Source organism: Periweissella ghanensis (assembly GCF_918814755.1).
Taxonomy (GTDB): domain Bacteria; phylum Bacillota; class Bacilli; order Lactobacillales; family Lactobacillaceae; genus Periweissella; species Periweissella ghanensis.
Window position 1 is genome coordinate 75,532 of record NZ_CAKKNT010000002.1, and the last position, 19,021, is coordinate 94,552.

At 40.6% G+C, this 19,021-nt stretch carries 16 protein-coding genes and 1 pseudogene; 4 read left to right on the forward strand and 13 right to left on the reverse strand.

The window, feature by feature from the left end:
* Positions 1 to 61: 61 nt before the first annotated feature.
* The 13 genes and pseudogenes from LQZ76_RS01350 to dnaA all read right to left on the reverse strand — a co-directional run bounded on the left by LQZ76_RS01350 (position 62) and on the right by dnaA (position 16,197).
* Positions 62 to 1,408: pseudogene (locus tag LQZ76_RS01350) on the reverse strand (glucose-6-phosphate isomerase).
* A gap of 80 nt (positions 1,409 to 1,488) precedes the next feature.
* Complete coding sequence (locus tag LQZ76_RS01355; protein WP_230097977.1) at positions 1,489 to 1,866, reverse strand: PTS glucitol/sorbitol transporter subunit IIA; 378 nt, start codon at positions 1,864 to 1,866, stop codon at positions 1,489 to 1,491.
* Between the two features lie 42 nt (positions 1,867 to 1,908).
* Entirely contained in the window at positions 1,909 to 2,910 is a 1,002-nt protein-coding gene (gene srlE / locus LQZ76_RS01360) for a PTS glucitol/sorbitol transporter subunit IIB (protein ID WP_230097978.1), read from the reverse strand.
* A 20-nt stretch (positions 2,911 to 2,930) separates the two neighbouring features.
* Positions 2,931 to 3,482 carry a PTS glucitol/sorbitol transporter subunit IIC gene (srlA, locus tag LQZ76_RS01365; protein ID WP_230097979.1) on the reverse strand — a complete coding sequence of 184 codons (552 nt, stop codon included), beginning with the start codon at positions 3,480 to 3,482 and terminating at the stop codon, positions 2,931 to 2,933.
* Positions 3,483 to 3,507: 25 nt separating this feature from the next.
* A complete protein-coding gene (locus tag LQZ76_RS01370; protein WP_349304825.1) occupies positions 3,508 to 3,999 on the reverse strand; it encodes a transcriptional regulator GutM in 492 nt (163 codons plus the stop codon).
* A gap of 1 nt (position 4,000) precedes the next feature.
* Positions 4,001 to 5,899, reverse strand: coding sequence for a BglG family transcription antiterminator (locus LQZ76_RS01375; RefSeq protein ID WP_230097980.1), 1,899 nt, complete (start codon positions 5,897 to 5,899; stop codon positions 4,001 to 4,003).
* A gap of 4 nt (positions 5,900 to 5,903) precedes the next feature.
* Complete coding sequence (locus LQZ76_RS01380; RefSeq protein ID WP_230097981.1) at positions 5,904 to 6,704, reverse strand: SDR family oxidoreductase; 801 nt, start codon at positions 6,702 to 6,704, stop codon at positions 5,904 to 5,906.
* Between the two features lie 375 nt (positions 6,705 to 7,079).
* Positions 7,080 to 9,617: a DNA gyrase subunit A gene (gene gyrA / locus LQZ76_RS01385; protein ID WP_230098033.1), complete on the reverse strand. Its 2,538-nt coding sequence runs from the start codon at positions 9,615 to 9,617 to the stop codon at positions 7,080 to 7,082.
* A gap of 120 nt (positions 9,618 to 9,737) precedes the next feature.
* Complete coding sequence (gene gyrB / locus LQZ76_RS01390; RefSeq protein ID WP_230098034.1) at positions 9,738 to 11,660, reverse strand: DNA topoisomerase (ATP-hydrolyzing) subunit B; 1,923 nt, start codon at positions 11,658 to 11,660, stop codon at positions 9,738 to 9,740.
* Positions 11,661 to 11,721: 61 nt separating this feature from the next.
* Complete coding sequence (gene recF / locus LQZ76_RS01395; RefSeq protein WP_230097982.1) at positions 11,722 to 12,846, reverse strand: DNA replication/repair protein RecF; 1,125 nt, start codon at positions 12,844 to 12,846, stop codon at positions 11,722 to 11,724.
* Between the two features lie 8 nt (positions 12,847 to 12,854).
* The gene (gene yaaA / locus LQZ76_RS01400; RefSeq protein ID WP_230096985.1) at positions 12,855 to 13,073 is read right to left on the reverse strand and encodes a S4 domain-containing protein YaaA; all 219 of its coding nucleotides are present in this window, start codon (positions 13,071 to 13,073) and stop codon (positions 12,855 to 12,857) included.
* 455 nt (positions 13,074 to 13,528) lie between these two features.
* Positions 13,529 to 14,659, reverse strand: coding sequence for a DNA polymerase III subunit beta (dnaN, locus tag LQZ76_RS01405; RefSeq protein WP_230097983.1), 1,131 nt, complete (start codon positions 14,657 to 14,659; stop codon positions 13,529 to 13,531).
* Positions 14,660 to 14,844: 185 nt separating this feature from the next.
* Entirely contained in the window at positions 14,845 to 16,197 is a 1,353-nt protein-coding gene (gene dnaA, locus LQZ76_RS01410) for a chromosomal replication initiator protein DnaA (protein ID WP_230097984.1), read from the reverse strand.
* Between the two features lie 514 nt (positions 16,198 to 16,711).
* Between dnaA and rpmH the strand changes: the two genes are divergently transcribed.
* The 4 genes from rpmH to ndk all read left to right on the forward strand — a co-directional run bounded on the left by rpmH (position 16,712) and on the right by ndk (position 18,854).
* On the forward strand, positions 16,712 to 16,846 hold the full coding sequence (gene rpmH / locus LQZ76_RS01415) for a 50S ribosomal protein L34 (RefSeq protein ID WP_002828338.1): 135 nt from the start codon (positions 16,712 to 16,714) through the stop codon (positions 16,844 to 16,846).
* Positions 16,847 to 16,906: 60 nt separating this feature from the next.
* A complete protein-coding gene (gene rnpA / locus LQZ76_RS01420; RefSeq protein ID WP_230097985.1) occupies positions 16,907 to 17,257 on the forward strand; it encodes a ribonuclease P protein component in 351 nt (116 codons plus the stop codon).
* Positions 17,258 to 17,292: 35 nt separating this feature from the next.
* Positions 17,293 to 18,138, forward strand: a complete 846-nt coding sequence (locus LQZ76_RS01425) for a membrane protein insertase YidC (RefSeq protein WP_230097986.1) — start codon at positions 17,293 to 17,295, stop codon at positions 18,136 to 18,138.
* Between the two features lie 299 nt (positions 18,139 to 18,437).
* Complete coding sequence (gene ndk / locus LQZ76_RS01430; protein WP_230097987.1) at positions 18,438 to 18,854, forward strand: nucleoside-diphosphate kinase; 417 nt, start codon at positions 18,438 to 18,440, stop codon at positions 18,852 to 18,854.
* Positions 18,855 to 19,021: the final 167 nt, after the last annotated feature.

Below are 19,021 nucleotides of genomic sequence, written 5' to 3' on the forward strand. Positions count from 1 at the left end.
ACTTGAAAAGAGTTATGTCACAACCCCTTTGCGTTGTTTTTAAATTAAGTCCCAGGTTTTATTATAGCCGGGCTTGTAATTCTTTAGTCTTTTCTTCGTAACCAGGCTTACCTAATAAGGCAAACATATTAGTCTTGTACGCTTCAACTCCGGGTTGGTTAAATGGGTTAATCCCATTTAAGTAACCAGAAATTCCAAGCGCAATTTCAAAGAAGTAGAATAAGTAACCAAGTGAGAATTCATCTTGCTTCTCAATTTCGATAATCATGTTAGGCACCCCACCATCAACGTGGGCTAAAACAACTCCTTGCATCGCAGTATCGTTAACATATGACATGTTTTTACCTTGTAAGTAACCCAAACCATCAAGATCTTCATCGGCCAATGGCACAACATAATCACTAACTGGGTTAGCAACCTTAATTACAGTTTCCATCAAGTCACGGCGACCATCTTGGATATATTGGCCTAATGAGTGCAAATCAGTTGAGTAGTTAGCTGATGATGGGTAGATTCCTTTGTGGTCCTTACCTTCTGATTCACCTTGCAATTGCTTCCACCATTCAGCGATGTATTGCAGCGTTGGTTCCCAGTTAGCAAGAATTTCCGTGGTGTATCCTTTACGGTATAAGATATTCCGCATAGCGGCATATTGGTAAGCACCATTCGTTGCCAAATCTGGATCAGCATAATCTGCTTGGGCTTGACGAGCCCCCGCCATCAATTGTTCAATATCAGCCCCAGATGCTGCAATTGGTAACAAGCCACATGGTGTCAAAACCGTGAAACGGCCCCCCACTGCATCGGGCACAACAAAAGTTTCATAACCTTCAGCATCTGCTTCACTCTTCAAAGCACCACGTTTAGCATCAGTAGTGGCATAAATTCAGCTCTTAGCACCTTCTTGACCGTATTTACGTTCAAGTAAATTCTTGAAAATTCGGAAGGCAATCGCTGGTTCCGTGGTGGTGCCTGATTTTGAAATGACGTTAACTGAGAAGTCACGGTCACCAATTACTTTGATTAAATCATTAATGTAAGCTGGGCTAATTGAGTTACCAGCAAACAATACTTGTGGAAATTCACGTTGGTCATCTGGTAAATGATTGTTGTAGAATTCATGCAAGAAATCAATTGCGGCCCGTGAACCAAGGTATGAACCACCAATTCCAATCACCACTAAAACTTTAGAATCGCTTTGAATTTTCTTAGCAGCGGCTTGAATCCGGGCAAATTCGGCCTGGTCATAATCAGTTGGTAATTTAATCCAACCAGTCATTTCCGAACCAACCCCCGTTCCTTCGCGTAAATCTCGATCAACCGTATTGACCATTGTTTGCATTTGGGCAAGTTCGTGATCATTAACAAAATTCTTAACGTTTGTATAATCAAATTTAATTCGTGCCATGATAAAGTTCTTCTCCTTTAAGTAAATTACATTATTAATTTTTTAAACCGACAATAGCATTTGCAAAGCCAGGCTTGCTATTAACCTTGTAAAATCTTAACAACACTACCTTCATGAATTTCCGGATAACCATTATCTTCAACATACAATGATCCTGCTAACTTCGCATCCGTTGCACCGTCAAAGACAACGCTGATGTGACCAAGGTTGCCCAAGTTTGTGTCCACTTCGCCCCCAACGGCCGTGATTTTGTAAGTTACATCATCAATTACGAGCACATCGTTAACTTTAACCGGGCCTTGTAATTCACCAAGGTTAATGATGTAGCATGATGAACGCAATAGTTCAGGTGCTTGATCACCGAAGAAAATCAACATGCCGATGGTCTTAAATTCCATCGCATCGGCACCAATTTCAACAACGGTTGTATCGTATTTTGTTTCTGTAGTTAATGGCATCTTTCCATCCCCCATATCTGTATGCATAAATTTGTAGTTTGTTTAACGTGAGTAAAGGCCAAAACTGGCAAGCCAAGCTACCAAGACCCGTGGTACCCCATTGAAGAAGCGTGAGTATAGCACTGACACAACCCCAACTTCAATTGTTTCACTGTCGGCTTCTTCCAATCCTAATCCAACTGGGATAAAGTCACAGGCATTTTGCGTGTTAATGGCAAACAAGGCTGGTAAGGCAAATTGTGGTGCAATGTGACCACGACCAATCTCAAGGCCAATCAAAGTTCCGACAACTTGTGCGATGACCCCACCAGGTCCAAGGATTGGTGACAAGAATGGTAATGAACAAACAAATCCAATCAAGATAAGCCCAAAGATATTCCCGGCCAATGGCGCCATAATTTTAGCAAATAAATTACCAAGCCCTGATCCTTGAATAATCCCAATTAACAAAGCCACGAACGCCATGAACGGAATAACCGTATTCAACATCGTTTGGACTAATTCTTTAGCCGCTGAATTAAAGGTTGCAATAATTCGCCCAGCCCCGATCCCAATTCGAGCGATAAAACTTGGTTTCCGCATTTGGGCGGTAATTGATTTAGAAGTATCGTACTTGCCTTCACTTTCAGTCGTACTCGTCACTTCCGGTTCCACAGCCACTGGCGTATCACCATCAAGTAATTGAATTTGGTTAACCCCTACGTTTGAAACGTAAAGTTCTGGGGTAATAAAGTTCGCTAACGGACCACTTTTACCAGTTGGAAGGACGTTAATTGTTTTGATATTTTTCTTAGGGTACAAGCCACATCGTAGCGTTCCCCCACAGTCAACGATTGCTAATGCAATTTCTTCTTCCGGAATCGCTGTTTTAAAACCATCCACCGCTTCCATCCCTGTTAATTCAGCAATCCGATCAACAATCGCTGGACGGTTACCACCGGTTACATAAATAAATTTGTGCTTTTGTTCAGTTGGGGTGATTGTCAACGGGCCACCGTAACCACCTGAACCTTTTGTGACTTGAATGCTATTCCATTTTGCCATTATTCTTCACCTTCCTCGTATTAAACCTTCAATTCAACTTCTTTAGAGAGTGTAATGCCCATTTGCTTGCTGACCATTTTAGTAGTTAAATCCGTGAACCAACCACCAACGAAGTTCATGACAATCCCGACTAACATGTAGCGGATTGCTAAGTCGATTTGGTTAAGCCCTAATGCTTGAATCCCTTGGGCAATCCCTAACCAAACGAATAATTCACCCGGATTAATGTGTGGGAAAACCCCATTAGAAGTGTGGCAGAATTGGGCTTGTGCAGCGTAGTAACTAGGCTTGTAAAATTCAGGTAAGAAGCGTCCCAAGGTAAATGCCATTGGGTTACCAAGCATAAAGGCCGCGATGAATGGCAACACCATGTAGCGCATGAGAACATTTCGCCCGGCTTTTTGCGCAAACCGTTGAATCTTTTCTTCCCCAACAAACGCGATAATGGCATTCATTAGGACCAATAGGAGGAGGACAACTGGTACGATGGTTTTCATCCAAGTGACCAACACCGCCCCACCAGTGTTAAATAATTTAATAAAGCCTGAAGCAAACTCGGTAACATATTGCATAATTAATTTCTCCTTACTTCAAATTTCAACGCCGAATCAATTTTTGGGTCATCAGCTTAGTTTTGTTAAAAATTCCGGTAAATACTGGTAGTTCCAATAAATTGGGCCCACTTGTATCAAAATCTGAAAAACTTAGGTTATTCGTTTTGTAATTAATAAAATTACGATAAGCATTCAAGATACATTCCCGTTCCGTTCGGCGCATCTTATGTAACGTTTGGTAGTCTGTGGCTAATTCGATAAACAATTCGCCGTTATACGTATTTTTTTGCTTAAAACGATCAAAGACGGAAATACCTTTCATAACTTGGATTTGGCGGATACGATCATCAGCATCCAAGCCAACTAACATTAGGCTACCTGAGCGAAAGCGCCGCGGGTTTTTGCCAATTAAAATACGACCGTCTTGGCGCACCTTATGAAAAGTTCGTGCAAAGTTTCTAATTTGGAAAAAGGCTAACACCGTTTGGATTAAAAAAGCAACGGCAATGAAAACACCAATTATTATTACGTACATGCTATAATCCCTCCATTACTTCCGTTAATGTATTTTTACTATCGATAATCCGATCTAAATTCATAATTGCGGTATCATTGACGGCAATTAAAAAGAGTAAATCGTATATCACGCCCAATGTTTGAACTTTTTGCTGGCTCAAAACCCGCGGAATACCAATGATGACGGCATATTTAACCCGCATATTTCGGACCTGCACTGGATTATCTAAAATACATAAATGTAGTAAGATACCATCCGCCCGTGTTGATGCCACCACATGCGGTATCACCAAGCCATTTTCTAAAATAAATTTGCTAACTGCTTCGTGGGCTAACAAATCCTTCGTAAATTCTTTACCGACAAACCCTTGCCGTATATCTTCTTTCGTCGCATCCGTCAAAATCTTTTCATATGTCGCTGCGGCTTTATTATGCACGCGCGTTACGTTCCAAATAATTTGCCCGTCTTCAATCGCATATTGGGTTACTGAGGCTTTTACCTTTAACTCAAAGCTGCGATCGCGGAAAATATCACCAACCATTACTGTTGGTACATCGAGTAAATTTAGCAGTGGATGATCAGTAAAGACCATCAAAACTTCGCCTTTATGGGCTTGCAACTCTTGTTCGCTGCCAAAGCGAATAATTTCAACATTTGATTCAAAAATATTGTCCAATTGGCTTTGTAAATATTGTTGGATACTCGTCCCCATACTACTCAAGAAGCCAACTTTTAAGCTACTATCCGTCGTCACATTCCCTTGTTTCAAGGTTAGTTCAAAGTAGACCGTTAGATAGTTAACCTCAACATCTTTAATCGTAATGTTCAAATAGTTTGAAAGCTTTTCAACAAATAAAATAGCTAGATCCGCTGCTAATTGGAACCGTTGAATCATTTTATCGGTCATATAATCCGATGGCGAAATATGAAAGACTGCGCGTTGGATCAAAAATACTAAGTGATACTTAATCTGTTGATAAAACACATCATAATCAATTCGAGTTGCCACTAAATTTTGCATGTCCACTACAATTTGCTTAAATAGCACTTCATTGCGTTGAATTTGCGCATTGAGTTTAGTTTTATCTAGTAAATCATTTGAGTAAATATTGAAAGGAAACATAATAAATTCAGCTTCAACTTTACTAAAACTAATTCCATAAGCATGCTCAATAATTTTGATAAGCCCGGTAAGTTCAGGCGTTTCCTTAACTAGGTTATGATAATTTTCACTCACTCCGGTAATTTCAAGACCCCGTTGCTTTAAAAACGCCACAATTCGTAGCACTTTGATAAAGACTTGAATCGTTTTGTCTTTTATATGTTGGCCCGCCAATTGATTTGCAATTTTTTGACTAAGATCCGCGGGAATCGGAAAATTAATTTGTGAATAATCATAAACATGGTTATAAATCAACATTACTAAGTCCGCATTAGATTTAACCTCTAACTTAATCCCCCGACTAGTAACCCCAGCTAAATCGATTTTGCAACGATCAAGCCAACTACGGACAACTTTTAAATCTTTAAGTAGCGTGTTGCGCCCAATTAGATATTCATCCGCTAATTCGTCGATAACTACATAATCGTTAGTGTTTAAAATTAAATTTAATAGAATTTCAGCCTGCCGCTTTTGTTGATCATTAATATCCAGATGTTGTTTCAACGATCCTGATTGGAGCGCCGAAAATTTTTGATAATCATGAATATGCAAGAAATAACCGGCTTGGCTAATTCGTACTTCTGCGATATTCCCTAGCGTTGTGCTAAACGCATGAATATACTTTTGCATAGTTCTAGTAGACACGCTTTCACTATTCGCCAAGTCTTCTAATTTTATTGGCCCGTTTGCTAATAAAATTTTTAGCAAACGATAGTCATCACTATTTAGATATACCGCATCCATACTTTTTTCCATTTAATTAACCTCGTGTTTTACCCCCGGCAACATTGGTTGTCACCCCTGTAATGTAGCTTGCACGATTAGAAAGTAAGTAGGTTACAAAGTCGGCGACCTCACTCAACTTACCACTACGGCCCATCGGCGTTGTTGAAGTTGATGAGTAACCTTGTCGCAGTTGTTCAACCGTAATATCACGGGTGTAAGCTAGTGCTTCTTCATAGCTTAATGTCCGTAAGCCAGTTGCTTCCATGATACCTGGGGCAACCCCCACGACCCGGATGTTTAACTTACCAAGTTCTTTAGCCCATGAACGCGTAAACCCATTAATAGCGGCTTTGGTAGCGGCATAAATACTTTGACCAACTGATCCTTCTAATCCTGATTCTGACGACATGTTGATAATGACTCCATGACCTTGTTTGGCCATGTAACGAACGGCGGCTTGGGATACCAAGAAGACACTGCGAACATTGACATCAAACAACTGGGTAAATGTTGCATTATCCAGTTCAAATTTACTGTTAGGTTCGTTGGTATCAACTAACAACCGGGGCTTGTTAATCCCAGCATTATTGACAATCCCCCAAATTTCACCATTAATCGCAGCAGCTTTTTCAACCACGTTATTAACTGCTTGGGCATCAGTAACATTCGTTTGAACAAATGTTAAATGATCATGTTGCCGTGTCCCTTCCTTAAGGTCAGCGTTAACCACGTTAGCTCCATTAGCAAGGAGTTCGGCAACAATTGCATCCCCAATTCCTGATGAACCACCTGATACGATAATTGTTTTATTTTCTAAGCTCAGCCATTCTGACATTTTCTTGTCTTCCTTTCATGTTTGCATTACTTACTTTACGTTTATTATGATAGCGCTTACATAAACAGGTATTAATTCCCTTATTTTCGTGACGGTAAGTAAAAAGGCATGACTAAGTTCAAGAAAATGATATATAGCAACGGTTTATGCGTTACTTTTAGTTAAATTTTGCAAAAATAATTTACTTTTGCTTAATTGCATTTGATAAAAATACTAGTAGTGATAGTTTTAGATAATAGTTAACCTTAAAGTAATTTAACACGATTATTTAATTACTACTAGTACTAATTAGCCAATTTTTACATTTCTTTGGTTATTATTTTGATCACAAAAAAAATCGGCGCATTTAAAATGCACCGATTTTTAATTTAAAGCTTAATTTTCTTCGTTGGCTTCATTTTCACTAACTAATTCATCAGCAAAATTTTGCACTTTAGCGGTTTCTGCTTCCGTTGGGGTCGTTGCTTCACTAACAACTGCGGCATCAGTATCTAATTCCAATACTAATTCTTCAGCTGCCGGTGTTTCATCTTCCTTATCAACTTTGGCTAATGTCGCAACTTTCGCATCATCTTCTAGACGAATCAAACGAACTCCAAGGGTTGCCCGACCAGTTTCAGACACATTTTCAGCGCCGAAACGAATCATGACTCCACGGTCAGTAGTTAACATAATGTCTTCACTACCATCAACAATCGCCATGCCGGCTAATGGTCCGTTCTTTTCTGTGATATTAGCGGTTTTAATCCCTTTACCACCACGACCCTTAATTGGGTATTCCGTGATTGGGGTTTGCTTACCATAACCATTTTCAGTAATTACTAAGACTTTGTGATCAGGGAGTAAAATATCAGCCCCGATGACGTAATCACCTTCACGTAAACGAATACCACGGACCCCAGCGGCTGAACGACCCATTTGACGAACATCAATTTCAGCAAATGATACCGCGTAACCCGCGTGCGTAGCAATCATCATGTTAGCAGCGCCATCCGTGATGTTAACACTAATTAATTGGTCATCATCGTGTAAGCTGACGGCCCGTAAACCGCTCGTCCGAATGTTACTAAAATCGGCCACCGCCGTCCGTTTAACAATCCCCTTTAACGTTGTAAAGAACAAGAAGTCTTTACTTGTTTTGGCATCGCCACGGACATTAATTACGGCTTGGATCTTTTCACCACCTTCAACACCCAATAAGTTAATTACTGGGATCCCCTTGGCGTTACGACCGTATTCAGGAATTTCATACCCCTTCAAACGGTAAACTTTCCCAAGGTTGGTGAAGAATAAGAGCGTGTCGTGGGTTGATGCCGAAATTAAGTGTTCGACGAAATCATCATCGTGCACCCCAGTTCCTTGCACCCCACGGCCCCCACGGTGTTGTGACTTGAATTCTGAAGTTGCTAAACGCTTAGCGTAACCATTATGCGTTAACGTAATAATCACATCTTCTTCTTCAATCAAATCTTCATCTTCAATTGAGGTTACATCCCCCACTTGAAGTTCCGTGCGCCGGTCATCCCCGAATTTATCTTGGATTTCTAGCAATTCTTGGTAAATGATTTCATTGATCCGTTCTGGTTTAGCCAAGATATCTTGTAAATCAGCAATCAATGCCATCAAGCCATTGTATTCATTTTCAATCTTATCGCGTTCCAAACCAGTCAAACGAACCAAACGCATATCTAAAATCGCTTGCGCTTGTTTGTCAGATAATTTGTAGTCGTCCATCAATTGCTTTTTAGCAACTTCGGCCGTTGCTGAAGAACGGATAATTTTAATAATCGCGTCAATATGGTCTAAGGCAATCCGTAAACCTTCTAAAATGTGGGCGCGTGCTTGGGCCTTCTTCAAGTCAAATTCCGTCCGACGACGAATAACTTCTTGTTGGTGTTCCAAGTAGGCGACTAACATTTCTTTTAGGCTAAGTACTTTAGGTTGCTTGTCTTTGATAGCCAACATATTAAAGCTAAAGGTCGTTTGTAATAACGTGTTTTTGTACAAGTTATTTAAAACAACACTCGCTGACGTGTCACGACGCACATCAACGACCATGCGGTACCCGTCACGGTCAGATTCATCGTTAACCCCAGTAATTCCTTCAACCCGTTTATCACGCGCTAATTCGGCAATCCGTTCAACTAACTTCGCCTTGTTAACCATGTATGGGAATTCGGTTACGATAATGCGTTCGCGCCCATTCTTTTCGACTTCAATATCGACTTTGGCCCGAACGGTTACTGTTCCTTTACCAGTTTCGTAAGCTTTACGAATCCCAGCTTTCCCCATCACAATTCCCCCAGTTGGGAAATCAGGACCAGGAATAGCTTCCATCAAGTCAGCCGTGGTTGCTTCTGGATTATTCATCAAGATGTGCAATCCACCAATCACTTCATGCAAGTTGTGCGGTGGAATATTCGTAGCCATCCCCACGGCAATCCCTGACGCCCCGTTAACTAACAAGTTAGGGAAACGGGCTGGCAATACTAATGGTTCGCGTTCAGTACCATCATAGTTGGCCCCATAATCAACGGTGTTTTTGTTGATATCGCGGAGCATTTCCATCGCAATTTTTGACATTTTTGCTTCGGTATACCGCATGGCGGCCGGACTATCACCATCGATTGATCCAAAGTTACCGTGACCATCAACTAAAAGATAACGGTAACTCCAGTCTTGGGCCATCCGCACCATTGATTCATAAATCGCGGAGTCACCATGGGGGTGATATTTCCCCATGACGTCCCCAACGATCCGGGCTGATTTCTTGTATGGTTTATCAGGGGTCACCCCAAGTTCATTCATCCCATACAAAATCCGGCGGTGAACCGGCTTCATCCCATCACGAACATCTGGTAACGCCCGTGCGACGATAACTGACATCGCATAGCTTAAAAATGATTCGCGCATCGTGCTACCAAGGTTAACATCGATGATGCGTCCATCTTGTTTTGAAAAACTTTCTTCAGTCAAAATATGTTCCTTTCCGTACTATGACAACGTTAATTATCACTACGTACCAAATCGTATTTAGAAATCCAAGTCCTTAACAAAGACGGCATTGTTTTCAATAAATTCTCGACGAGGTTCAACTTTGTCCCCCATCAACATTTCAAATACTTGGTCAGCTTCAATTGCATCGGCTGGATCAACGCGTAATAAACGACGGCGTTCGGGATCCATTGTTGTTTCCCACAATTGTTCAGCATCCATTTCCCCAAGCCCTTTATACCGTTGAATGGCAGGCTTAGGTGCGGCAGGTAATTGACCAAGTAATTCATCCAGTTCTTCATCCGAATCAACATACTTTTCAAATTTACCTTGGCGGACTTGGTACAAAGGTGGTTGGGCAATGTAAATGTACCCAGCTTCAACAAGGGGCCGCATGTAACGATAGAACAATGTCAACAAGAGCGTCCGAATATGGGCACCATCGACATCGGCATCGGTCATGATAATTAATTTGTGGTAGTGGGCTTTTGAAATATCAAAGTCGCCACCAAAACCAGTTCCCATGGCTGTAAAGAGGGAACGAATTTCTTCATTCGCTAAAACTTTATCGATTGAAGCTTTTTCAACGTTCAAAATCTTACCCCGAATTGGCAAGATTGCTTGCGTCAACCGTGAACGTCCTTGCTTAGCAGAACCCCCGGCTGAATCCCCTTCGACAATAAATAATTCTGAAATAGCGGGATCTTTTGAAGAGTTATCCGCTAATTTACCTGGTAAGTTAGAAATTTCCAAACCAGACTTTTTACGTGTCATTTCGCGGGCTCGCTTCGCAGCAACCCGTGCTTTAGAGGCAATTAAACCCTTCTCAACGATTTTGCGGGCCACATCAGGGTTTTCCAACATAAAGCGTGAGAAAGTCTCTGAGAACATCCGATCAGTCGCTTGACGCGCATCTGAGTTCCCAAGTTTCGTTTTCGTTTGACCTTCAAATTGAGGATCAGGGTGTTTAACAGACACAACGGCCGTCAAACCTTCCCGGACATCTTCCCCACTCAAAGCGTCTTCATTTTCTTTGATTAATTTGTTTTGGCGCGCGTAGTCATTGATAACCCGCGTCAAAGCAGTTTTAAACCCAGTTTCGTGCGTTCCACCTTCATACGTGTGAATGTTGTTAGTAAATGACAACAAGTTTGAGTGGTAATCATCCGTATATTGCAACGCAACTTCCACCATGATGCCCTTTTCCAAACCTTCAACATACACTGGTTCTTCAAATAACACATCTTTCTTTTCGTCCAAGTATTTAACATACTCTTTGATCCCACCTTCGTAGTGGAATGAGTGCGTTACGGGTTCTGCTTCGCGGTTATCGGTGATTGAAATCCGTAAGCCTTTGTTCAAGAAGGCTAATTCGCGGACCCGCGTTGTCAAAATTTTGGCATCAAAAATTTGCGTTTCTTGGAAGATATCTGGATCTGGCAAGAAGTGGACAATTGTTCCACGTTCAAGTTCGGCTGTTTCGTCTAAAATATGCATGTCTTTGGTTACGTGACCACGTTCAAAAGTCATAGCATAGACTTTACCTTCACGGACAACTTTAGCATCTAAGCTCGTTGACAAGGCATTAACAACTGACGCCCCCACCCCGTGAAGACCTCCAGAAACCTTGTATCCACCACCACCGAATTTACCTCCGGCGTGCAAGACTGTAAAAACGGTTTCTAAGGCTGGTTTACCAGTCTTAGCTTGGATATCAACCGGAATTCCCCGACCATTATCGGTCACAGTAATTGAGTTATCAGCTTCAATCGTTACGGTAATGTGATCAGCAAAGCCGGCTAGCGCTTCATCAATCCCATTATCGACAATTTCCCATACTAAGTGGTGAAGACCTTGTGAAGTCGTTGTCCCAATATACATCCCGGGGCGTTTACGAACTGCTTCTAGACCTTCAAGCACTTGAATTTGACTCGCATCATATTCAGCAGCATTGGTTTGCATTTGGGTTGCTTTATCAGCATCCACGTCTGCATTTTCAGCTGTTAAATCTTGGATATTCTCTTCAGCCATCATTTTCCTCCGTTAACTGTCCTGCTTTGATTGCAAAGACTTTTGGTTCGTTGATTAATTGTTGGGCAATATCACTCAGACTCGGCGTCGTTATGAATGTTTGCACTTTATCTTGAATTGTTTTTAATAAATGCGTTTGGCGATGGGTATCTAATTCCGATAACACATCATCCAGCAATAAGACTGGATATTCGCCAGTTTCATCCTTCATCAAGGTGATTTCCGCGAGCTTAACAGCTAACGCGGTCGTTCGTTGTTGGCCTTGTGAGCCATACGTCTGGACATTTTTATCGTTCACAATAAATTGTAAATCATCCCGATGCGGGCCAACTAGGGTCGTGCCTTGTTGAATTTCACGCGTGCGTTGCTTGGCGTACCGTTCGATTAAAGCCGCTTTGATGGCCGCTAAATCTGGTAACTGGGCTAACGCAATTGGTGACACATATTCAAATACTAGCTGTTCCCGGCCATCGGTAATCGATTCTTGTACCGGGGCAGCTGCTGCTTCCAATTTAGTTAACAGCGTTTTACGGGCAAATAAAATTTCAGCCCCAAATTCAATTAATTGATCGGTTAAGACGTCCAAATAAATTAAATCCGTGGCTTGCTTAGTCATTAATTGCCGTAAATAATTGTTCCGTTGCCGTAAAACATTGCGATATTGACTCGCATTATATAAATATTTGGGATTAATTTGCCCAAATTCGCGATCAATAAAATTCCGCCGGACACTCGGGGCGCCTTTTACGAGCTCCAAATCTTCAGGAGCAAATAAAACCACGTTCAAATGACCAATATATTGCGATAACTTGGCTTGTTCGAGATGGTTTACTTTGGCCTTTTTGCCTTTTTTCGTAAATTGTAACTCGAGGGGGACATCCCCGTGTTGGCGTTGGACTTTCCCACTAATGCGGGCGTCTTCTGCTTGCCAACTAATTAATTCCTTATCGCTACTTGTCCGATGAGAACGGGCTAAGGCTAGCACATAAATCGCTTCTAACAAATTTGTTTTTCCTTGGGCATTCGGTCCTAAAAGGATATTGACCCCAGGTGCAAAAGTGACTGTCAAATCTGTGTAGTTACGATAATTATGCAGCGTTAAATTCGCTAATTGCATCGATACCTTTACTTAGCTCGAATGACAAATTCGCCAAAGTCAGGAATTGAAACGGTGTCAGCGGGGTAAAGTTTTCGTCCGCGACGTTCATCGTGTTCACCATTAACAAGTACTTCAACTTCGTATAAAAACCATTTAGCTTGGCCACCAGAGCTAATCACGTTTTCAATCTTCAACATTTGTCCAAGGGTTATGTATTCTGTATCAATCAATACTTCTGTTGCCATTTAAACCGTCCTATTTTCTCTTGCAGCCAAGTTTTAGTTTGGCCACCCCCCATGGGCACCAAATAACTCGACTCGACACTAATCTATACTTGATAATTATACCGTTTTTTGATGATTAAAACAATTGAATTAGCGTTTTAAAACCGTTTAAAGAAAAAAGACCACTCTGAGATAGATTTATTACATTTCGTAAAAATTAGCTCATTTTAGCTTAAAACGGCTTTTGTTCGATTTTACGGCAAATTAACCCCGTTTTAATGGTGGCCTACCGCACTACTTAATTAATTTATTTTTTTACAGCGCCGTTATTGCACTATTTTTGTCCACATGTGGATAACTCAGCTACTTTGCGGTAGCTAACCAAAATACGACAAAATCCTCTATGAAGAATTTTCTTCATAGAGGATTTTTAGTGTATTTCTCGATATCGCCCAACTTATGGCGCGCTCTTATTTTTAGAATGTCCGCACTGGCGTGATTAATTGAATAAAGCTTTCACCATTTTCAACTGGAATCAAAGTAAATGGACGTAAAGCCGTCGTAAAGCTAACTTCAATATCAATATTACCAAATGAACGCAAGGCATCCTTCATGTAATCCGGGTTAAATGAGATTGCCAATTCGTTACCAGCTTGTGCTTTGACGTTTAAGGCTTCTTCAACTTGACCCACATCTGGTGAGTTACCAGTAATTTTGGCCCCACTTGGATTGATTTCTAATTTAACCACGTTGTTGCGTGATTCATGTGAAAGCAAGGAAGCCCGGTTAATTGCTGAAAGTAATTCCGTTGCGTTAAAAGTAACCGTAGTATCGCTTTCTTTTGGAATCAAACGTGTTGTATCAGGGTAATTACCTTCAAGTAAGCGTGAGTAGAACAATGTTTTACCCAAGATAAATAATACTTGGTTTTCCGCAATCCGCATTTCAACCGTTTCAACGCTTTCAAGCATTTTAGCTAATTCGTTAAGTGATTTACCAGGAATAATCACATCGGCAGTTGCTGCCAAAGTATCTTCCAAGGCCACTTTCCGTTGCGCTAACCGGTGTGAATCAGTTGCCACTGCTAAAAATTCGTTATTGTTCAAGCTAAAGTGGACCCCAGTTAAAATTGGGCGACTTTCTTGGTTAGAAACGGCAATCACGGTTTCAGAAATAATTTCACGTAAAGTTTCTGCGCTTAAAGTTACTGAATTAGTTGCTTCAATTTCAGGCAAGTTAGGATATGTGTTCGCATCCAAACCATTAATTGTAAATGATGCTGATCCAGAAGTGATTTTAGTTTGGAAGCCAGTTGTCATTTCCAAAGTCATCGCTTGCGCTGGTAATTGTTTAACAATATCGATAAAGAAGCGGGCTGGTAAAACAATTGCCCCTGGTTGGTCAATGTTTAAGGCCGCAGCTTCATCAGCAATACTCAACGTTGTTTCAATTGAGATATCTGAATCGCTACCAGTTAAAGTGATGCCGTCTTGATCAACCACTAATTTTAAACCTGTTAAAACAGGAATAGTTGTCCGTGATGCAATGGCACGTGACACATCGTTAAGTTCCTTGATGAAGGCTGCACGATTGACGGTAAATTTCATGAGTTCGAGCTCCAATCTGAGTGTTTAGTGATATAGATATTATATATAAAAAAGTCCGTAGTAGTAATAGGTCCTGTGAATTCTGTGGAAAACTATTATCTGAACTGAGCTAGCAACGTTTTTACTTGTGAATTGCTTTGTGGAAAACTTGTGTAAACTACGCGACTTATCCACAAGTGGAAAACTTATTCGCCGCTGATTTGTTTTTTCAAACTAGTAATATTTTTTTGTAAAGTACTGTTCTTTTCAAGATTTATAGAAATTTTTTCAGTCGCATGCATGACCGTCGTGTGATCTTTACCGCCAAATTCACGCCCAATGTTTGGTAATGAGTTGTCGGTTAATTCACGCGATAAATACATCGCAATTTGCCGTGGAATGACAATTTCTTTGTTCCGTTTTTTACCTTTAAGGTCTGCAACAGAAACATTGAAGAATTTTGCCACGGTTTCTTGAATAAAACTGATGGTAACTTCGGATTTTTGGGCAATATCAAGTTCGGCCAAGATTTTAGCTGCATCATCAATGGTTGCTTTAACCCCGCTATCAAATTTTGAAATGACGGCGACACGTTTGAAAACTCCTTCAAGTTCCCGCACGTTACTGTCGACTTGTTTAGCAATAAATTCAATGACATTCCGGTCGACTTCGATATTTTCTTTTTCAGACATTTCTAGCAAGATTGCAATCCGCGTTTCAAAATCTGGCTTGTTGATATCAACCGATAATCCCCATTGGAAGCGGGAAACTAACCGATCTTCTAAATCGGGGATGTCTTTTGGCAAGCGATCAGAAGTCATTACAATCCGACCACTGTGCCCCAAAATATCGTTAAAGGTGTGGAAAAATTCTTGTTGCGTTGACTCTTTACCAGACAAGAATTGAACGTCATCGACTAATAATAAGTCGGCATTCCGATATTCTTCGCGCAGCTTTTCGGTTGTCCCATTACGGACTGCGCTGATGAAGTCATTGGTAAATTGTTCTGACGTTACATAAAGCACTTTTTGATTGGGATCATTTAGAAGTGCGTTATTGCCGGTGGCTTGCATCAAGTGGGTCTTTCCTAAACCAACACCTCCGTATAGGAGTAACGGGTTATATTCCAAAGAACCTTCCGAAACTGCTAAGGCAGCTCCGTAGGCTAATTGGTTAGTGGCCCCAACCACGAACGTATCAAAAATATATTTTGGATCCAAGTTATTACCGTGTTTTAGGACGGCTTGGCGTTGTAAGTCGGGATTATCGTTCTTTTCAATTTCTTCAATTAAGTCAACAACTGGCTCCACGACGCGCACTTCAATATTTGCAAGTAACATTTGATTAGTTTCAAATGCAAAGGTGGTGAATTCCTTTGAATAGGTTTTTAACCACCGATCACGCGATAATTCATTTGGAACTTCAATCACAGCCGTATGTTTGCTGGCATCAAATTGTGCTAGACGAGCTGGCTGGATGAAATTGTCATATGATGGACGCTCCAGTTTGTTTCTGAAGCGGTCAGCAATTGCCGACCATAATGCGTTCCGTTCAACCATATTATTGTGGTTCCTCTTCTCAATCATAAATTTAACTTAATCTAGAATAGCATAAATAAAAAAATTTTCCAGTGTTATCCACAGGTGTGGACAAAAAAAGAAAAAAATCCACACAACTGTGTGTTACTTTTCCACAAGGATGTGGATAAATCAGTGGAAAACTAGTTATTTTCCAGTTATCCACCGTTTTTTGTGGCTGAAGAAAGCAAGCTCGGCAATGCTTACAACAGTTATCCACTTTATCCACAGGGGCGTGTTAATAACTATGCACACCCTGGGGATTTTGGGATAACTTGTGCAGAAATCTTGTAAAACTGGGCTGTTAAAAAAACGTAATTCACAGGGGTGTTGACAACAGTGCGTGGTATTGGGGATAATAAGGACCTGGTAAAAAAATATATTCCCGTTTTTTTAGTTCACAATTCACTACTTTTGTGCTATGATATTACGGAAATGCAAAGAGATGTCATAATTTCGATGTAAATATATAGAAAAGAATGGAGGTGTCTTCTCAATGAAACGCACATACCAACCAAAGAAACGTCACCGCGAACGTGTTCACGGCTTCCGTAAGCGCATGAGCACTTCAAACGGACGCAAAGTATTAGCACGTCGTCGCCAAAAAGGCCGCAAGGTGTTATCTGCATAAGAAGGTCACTGGTCACAGTGACTTTTTTTTATCGCTTATTCCAGGATTGAGAGGGAAAAAATGCGGAAGTCATATCGCGTAAAAAAAGAAGCGGAATTTCAAAAAGTATTTGATCGCAAACATTCAGTTGCTAATCGTATGTTTATCATATATAAAATGGAACAGCCGACCGCTAAACACTTTCGAGTGGGAATTTCAGTGGGGAAAAAGGTCGGTAAAGCCCACGACCGTGTATATGTAAAGCGTCGTATCCGGCAAACTTTATTGGAATATAAAGCACAGATTGATCCTAATTACGATTTCCTAGTGATTGCCCGTCCATCAGCTAATGGCCGGCCAATGGCTGAAATTTGTGAAAATTTGGTCCATGCCCTACAATTAGCAACGCTTTTGCCAACTTCAAATAAGTAATTATTCGTAAATCTCAAGTAAGTAGGAGAGAATTTATGCACACAGCAAAGAAACGGTCACAAAAGAAGCTTGGCTTACTTGTGACCATGGTTGCAGGGTTAACAGTTTTTTTAGCTGCCTGCAGTAATAAACCAATCACAGAACACTCAACGGGTATCTGGGATGGTGGTATTATCTTGAACTTCTCACGCGCTTTGATTGGTTTATCTCACTGGTTGGGAAACAATTATGCGTTTGGGATTATTGCATTCACGTTAATTATTCGGATTCTTATTTTGCCATTGATGATTTATCAATCAAAATCAATGTTAAAAATGCAAGATCTTCAACCACAAATTAAAGCCTTGCAAGCAAAATACCCAGGTCGTGATAATGATTCACGACTTGCAATGCAACGTGAATCACAAGTCTTATATAAAGAAGCAGGGGTTAACCCATTTGCGAGCTTGTTGCCATTGTTAGTACAAATGCCAATTTTGATTGCCTTGTACCAAGCAATTTTCCGGACACAAGAGTTGCGAACAGGTCACTTTTTATGGCTCCAACTTGGACACCAAGATCCATATGTTGTCTTGCCAATCTTGGCGGCAATCTTTACTTTTGGTAGTTCATGGTTAGCAATGGCCTCAGCGCCAGAGCAAACAGGAGTTACTAAGTCGATGACATTTATGATGCCTGTAATTATTTTTATTACGGCGTTATCATTGCCATCAGCGTTGTCACTTTACTGGGTGGCTTCAAATGCCTTCCAAATGGTGCAAACTTGGTTTATCCAAAATCCATTTAAGATCAATGCAGCGCGCGCTGAAAAGAAAGCGGCTGAAAAAGCCCGTCAACGTAAGCTTGAAAAAGCTCGACGGAATGCTCTTAAAAAGAAGTAATTAGTATTAAGTGCCAAGATATTAAATCTTGGCACTTTTTTTGTATAATTTTTAGTGTGAATAATTCCTTTTTGGGAAATAATTCCAACGTTTGAAAATATTTCCTCTAAATACGTGAAATTAAACACAAAGGCTCAAAAAACCGTTAAATCAAGCTAAAATAAAAATTCAGTTAAACTAAGTGATTTTTGTGAAAGATACAACAAAGTTAAACAAAAAAGTGGTATTATGACTGCAAGTAAAGTAATTCGTAATCAGCACGACTTACTCAACAGATTATGAAAGCGATGGAGTTAATCATGAATGAAGAACGGACATTAATTTTAGTAAAACCAGATGGAGTTAGCCAAGGGCATATTGGTGAAGTAATTACACGGTTAGAACGTAAAGGCTACACAATCGAAGCCCTTAAAGTAACTAAGGCAACGCGCGCCCAACTTGATCGGCACTACGAAGATAAAGTTGATAAGCCTTTTTATCCGGAAATGGTTAAATATATGCAAGAAGGACCCATTGTGGCGATTATTGCTAGTGGGATTAATGTGGTTAGTGTATTTCGGCGAATGGCCGGTAAGACTAATGTATCTGAAGCTGATTTTGGGACTATTCGGGGTGATTTTGGTCGTGAATGGGCGGATGGTATTATTCGCAATGTCGTTCATAGCTCAGACAGTGTGGAACACGCGGCCCGTGAAATTGCGATTTGGTTTGATTGATAATTTTAAAAATAGCCAAGCCGGGTTAAATAATGCCCAGCTTGGTTATTTTTAGTTTAATTGAAGCCTTATATAGCGAAAAATAACGCATATTAAATTAGATATATTGGCTTTTTTAACATTTATTGGAGGAAACGCGAATTATTTGTAATATTTAACCATTTAAC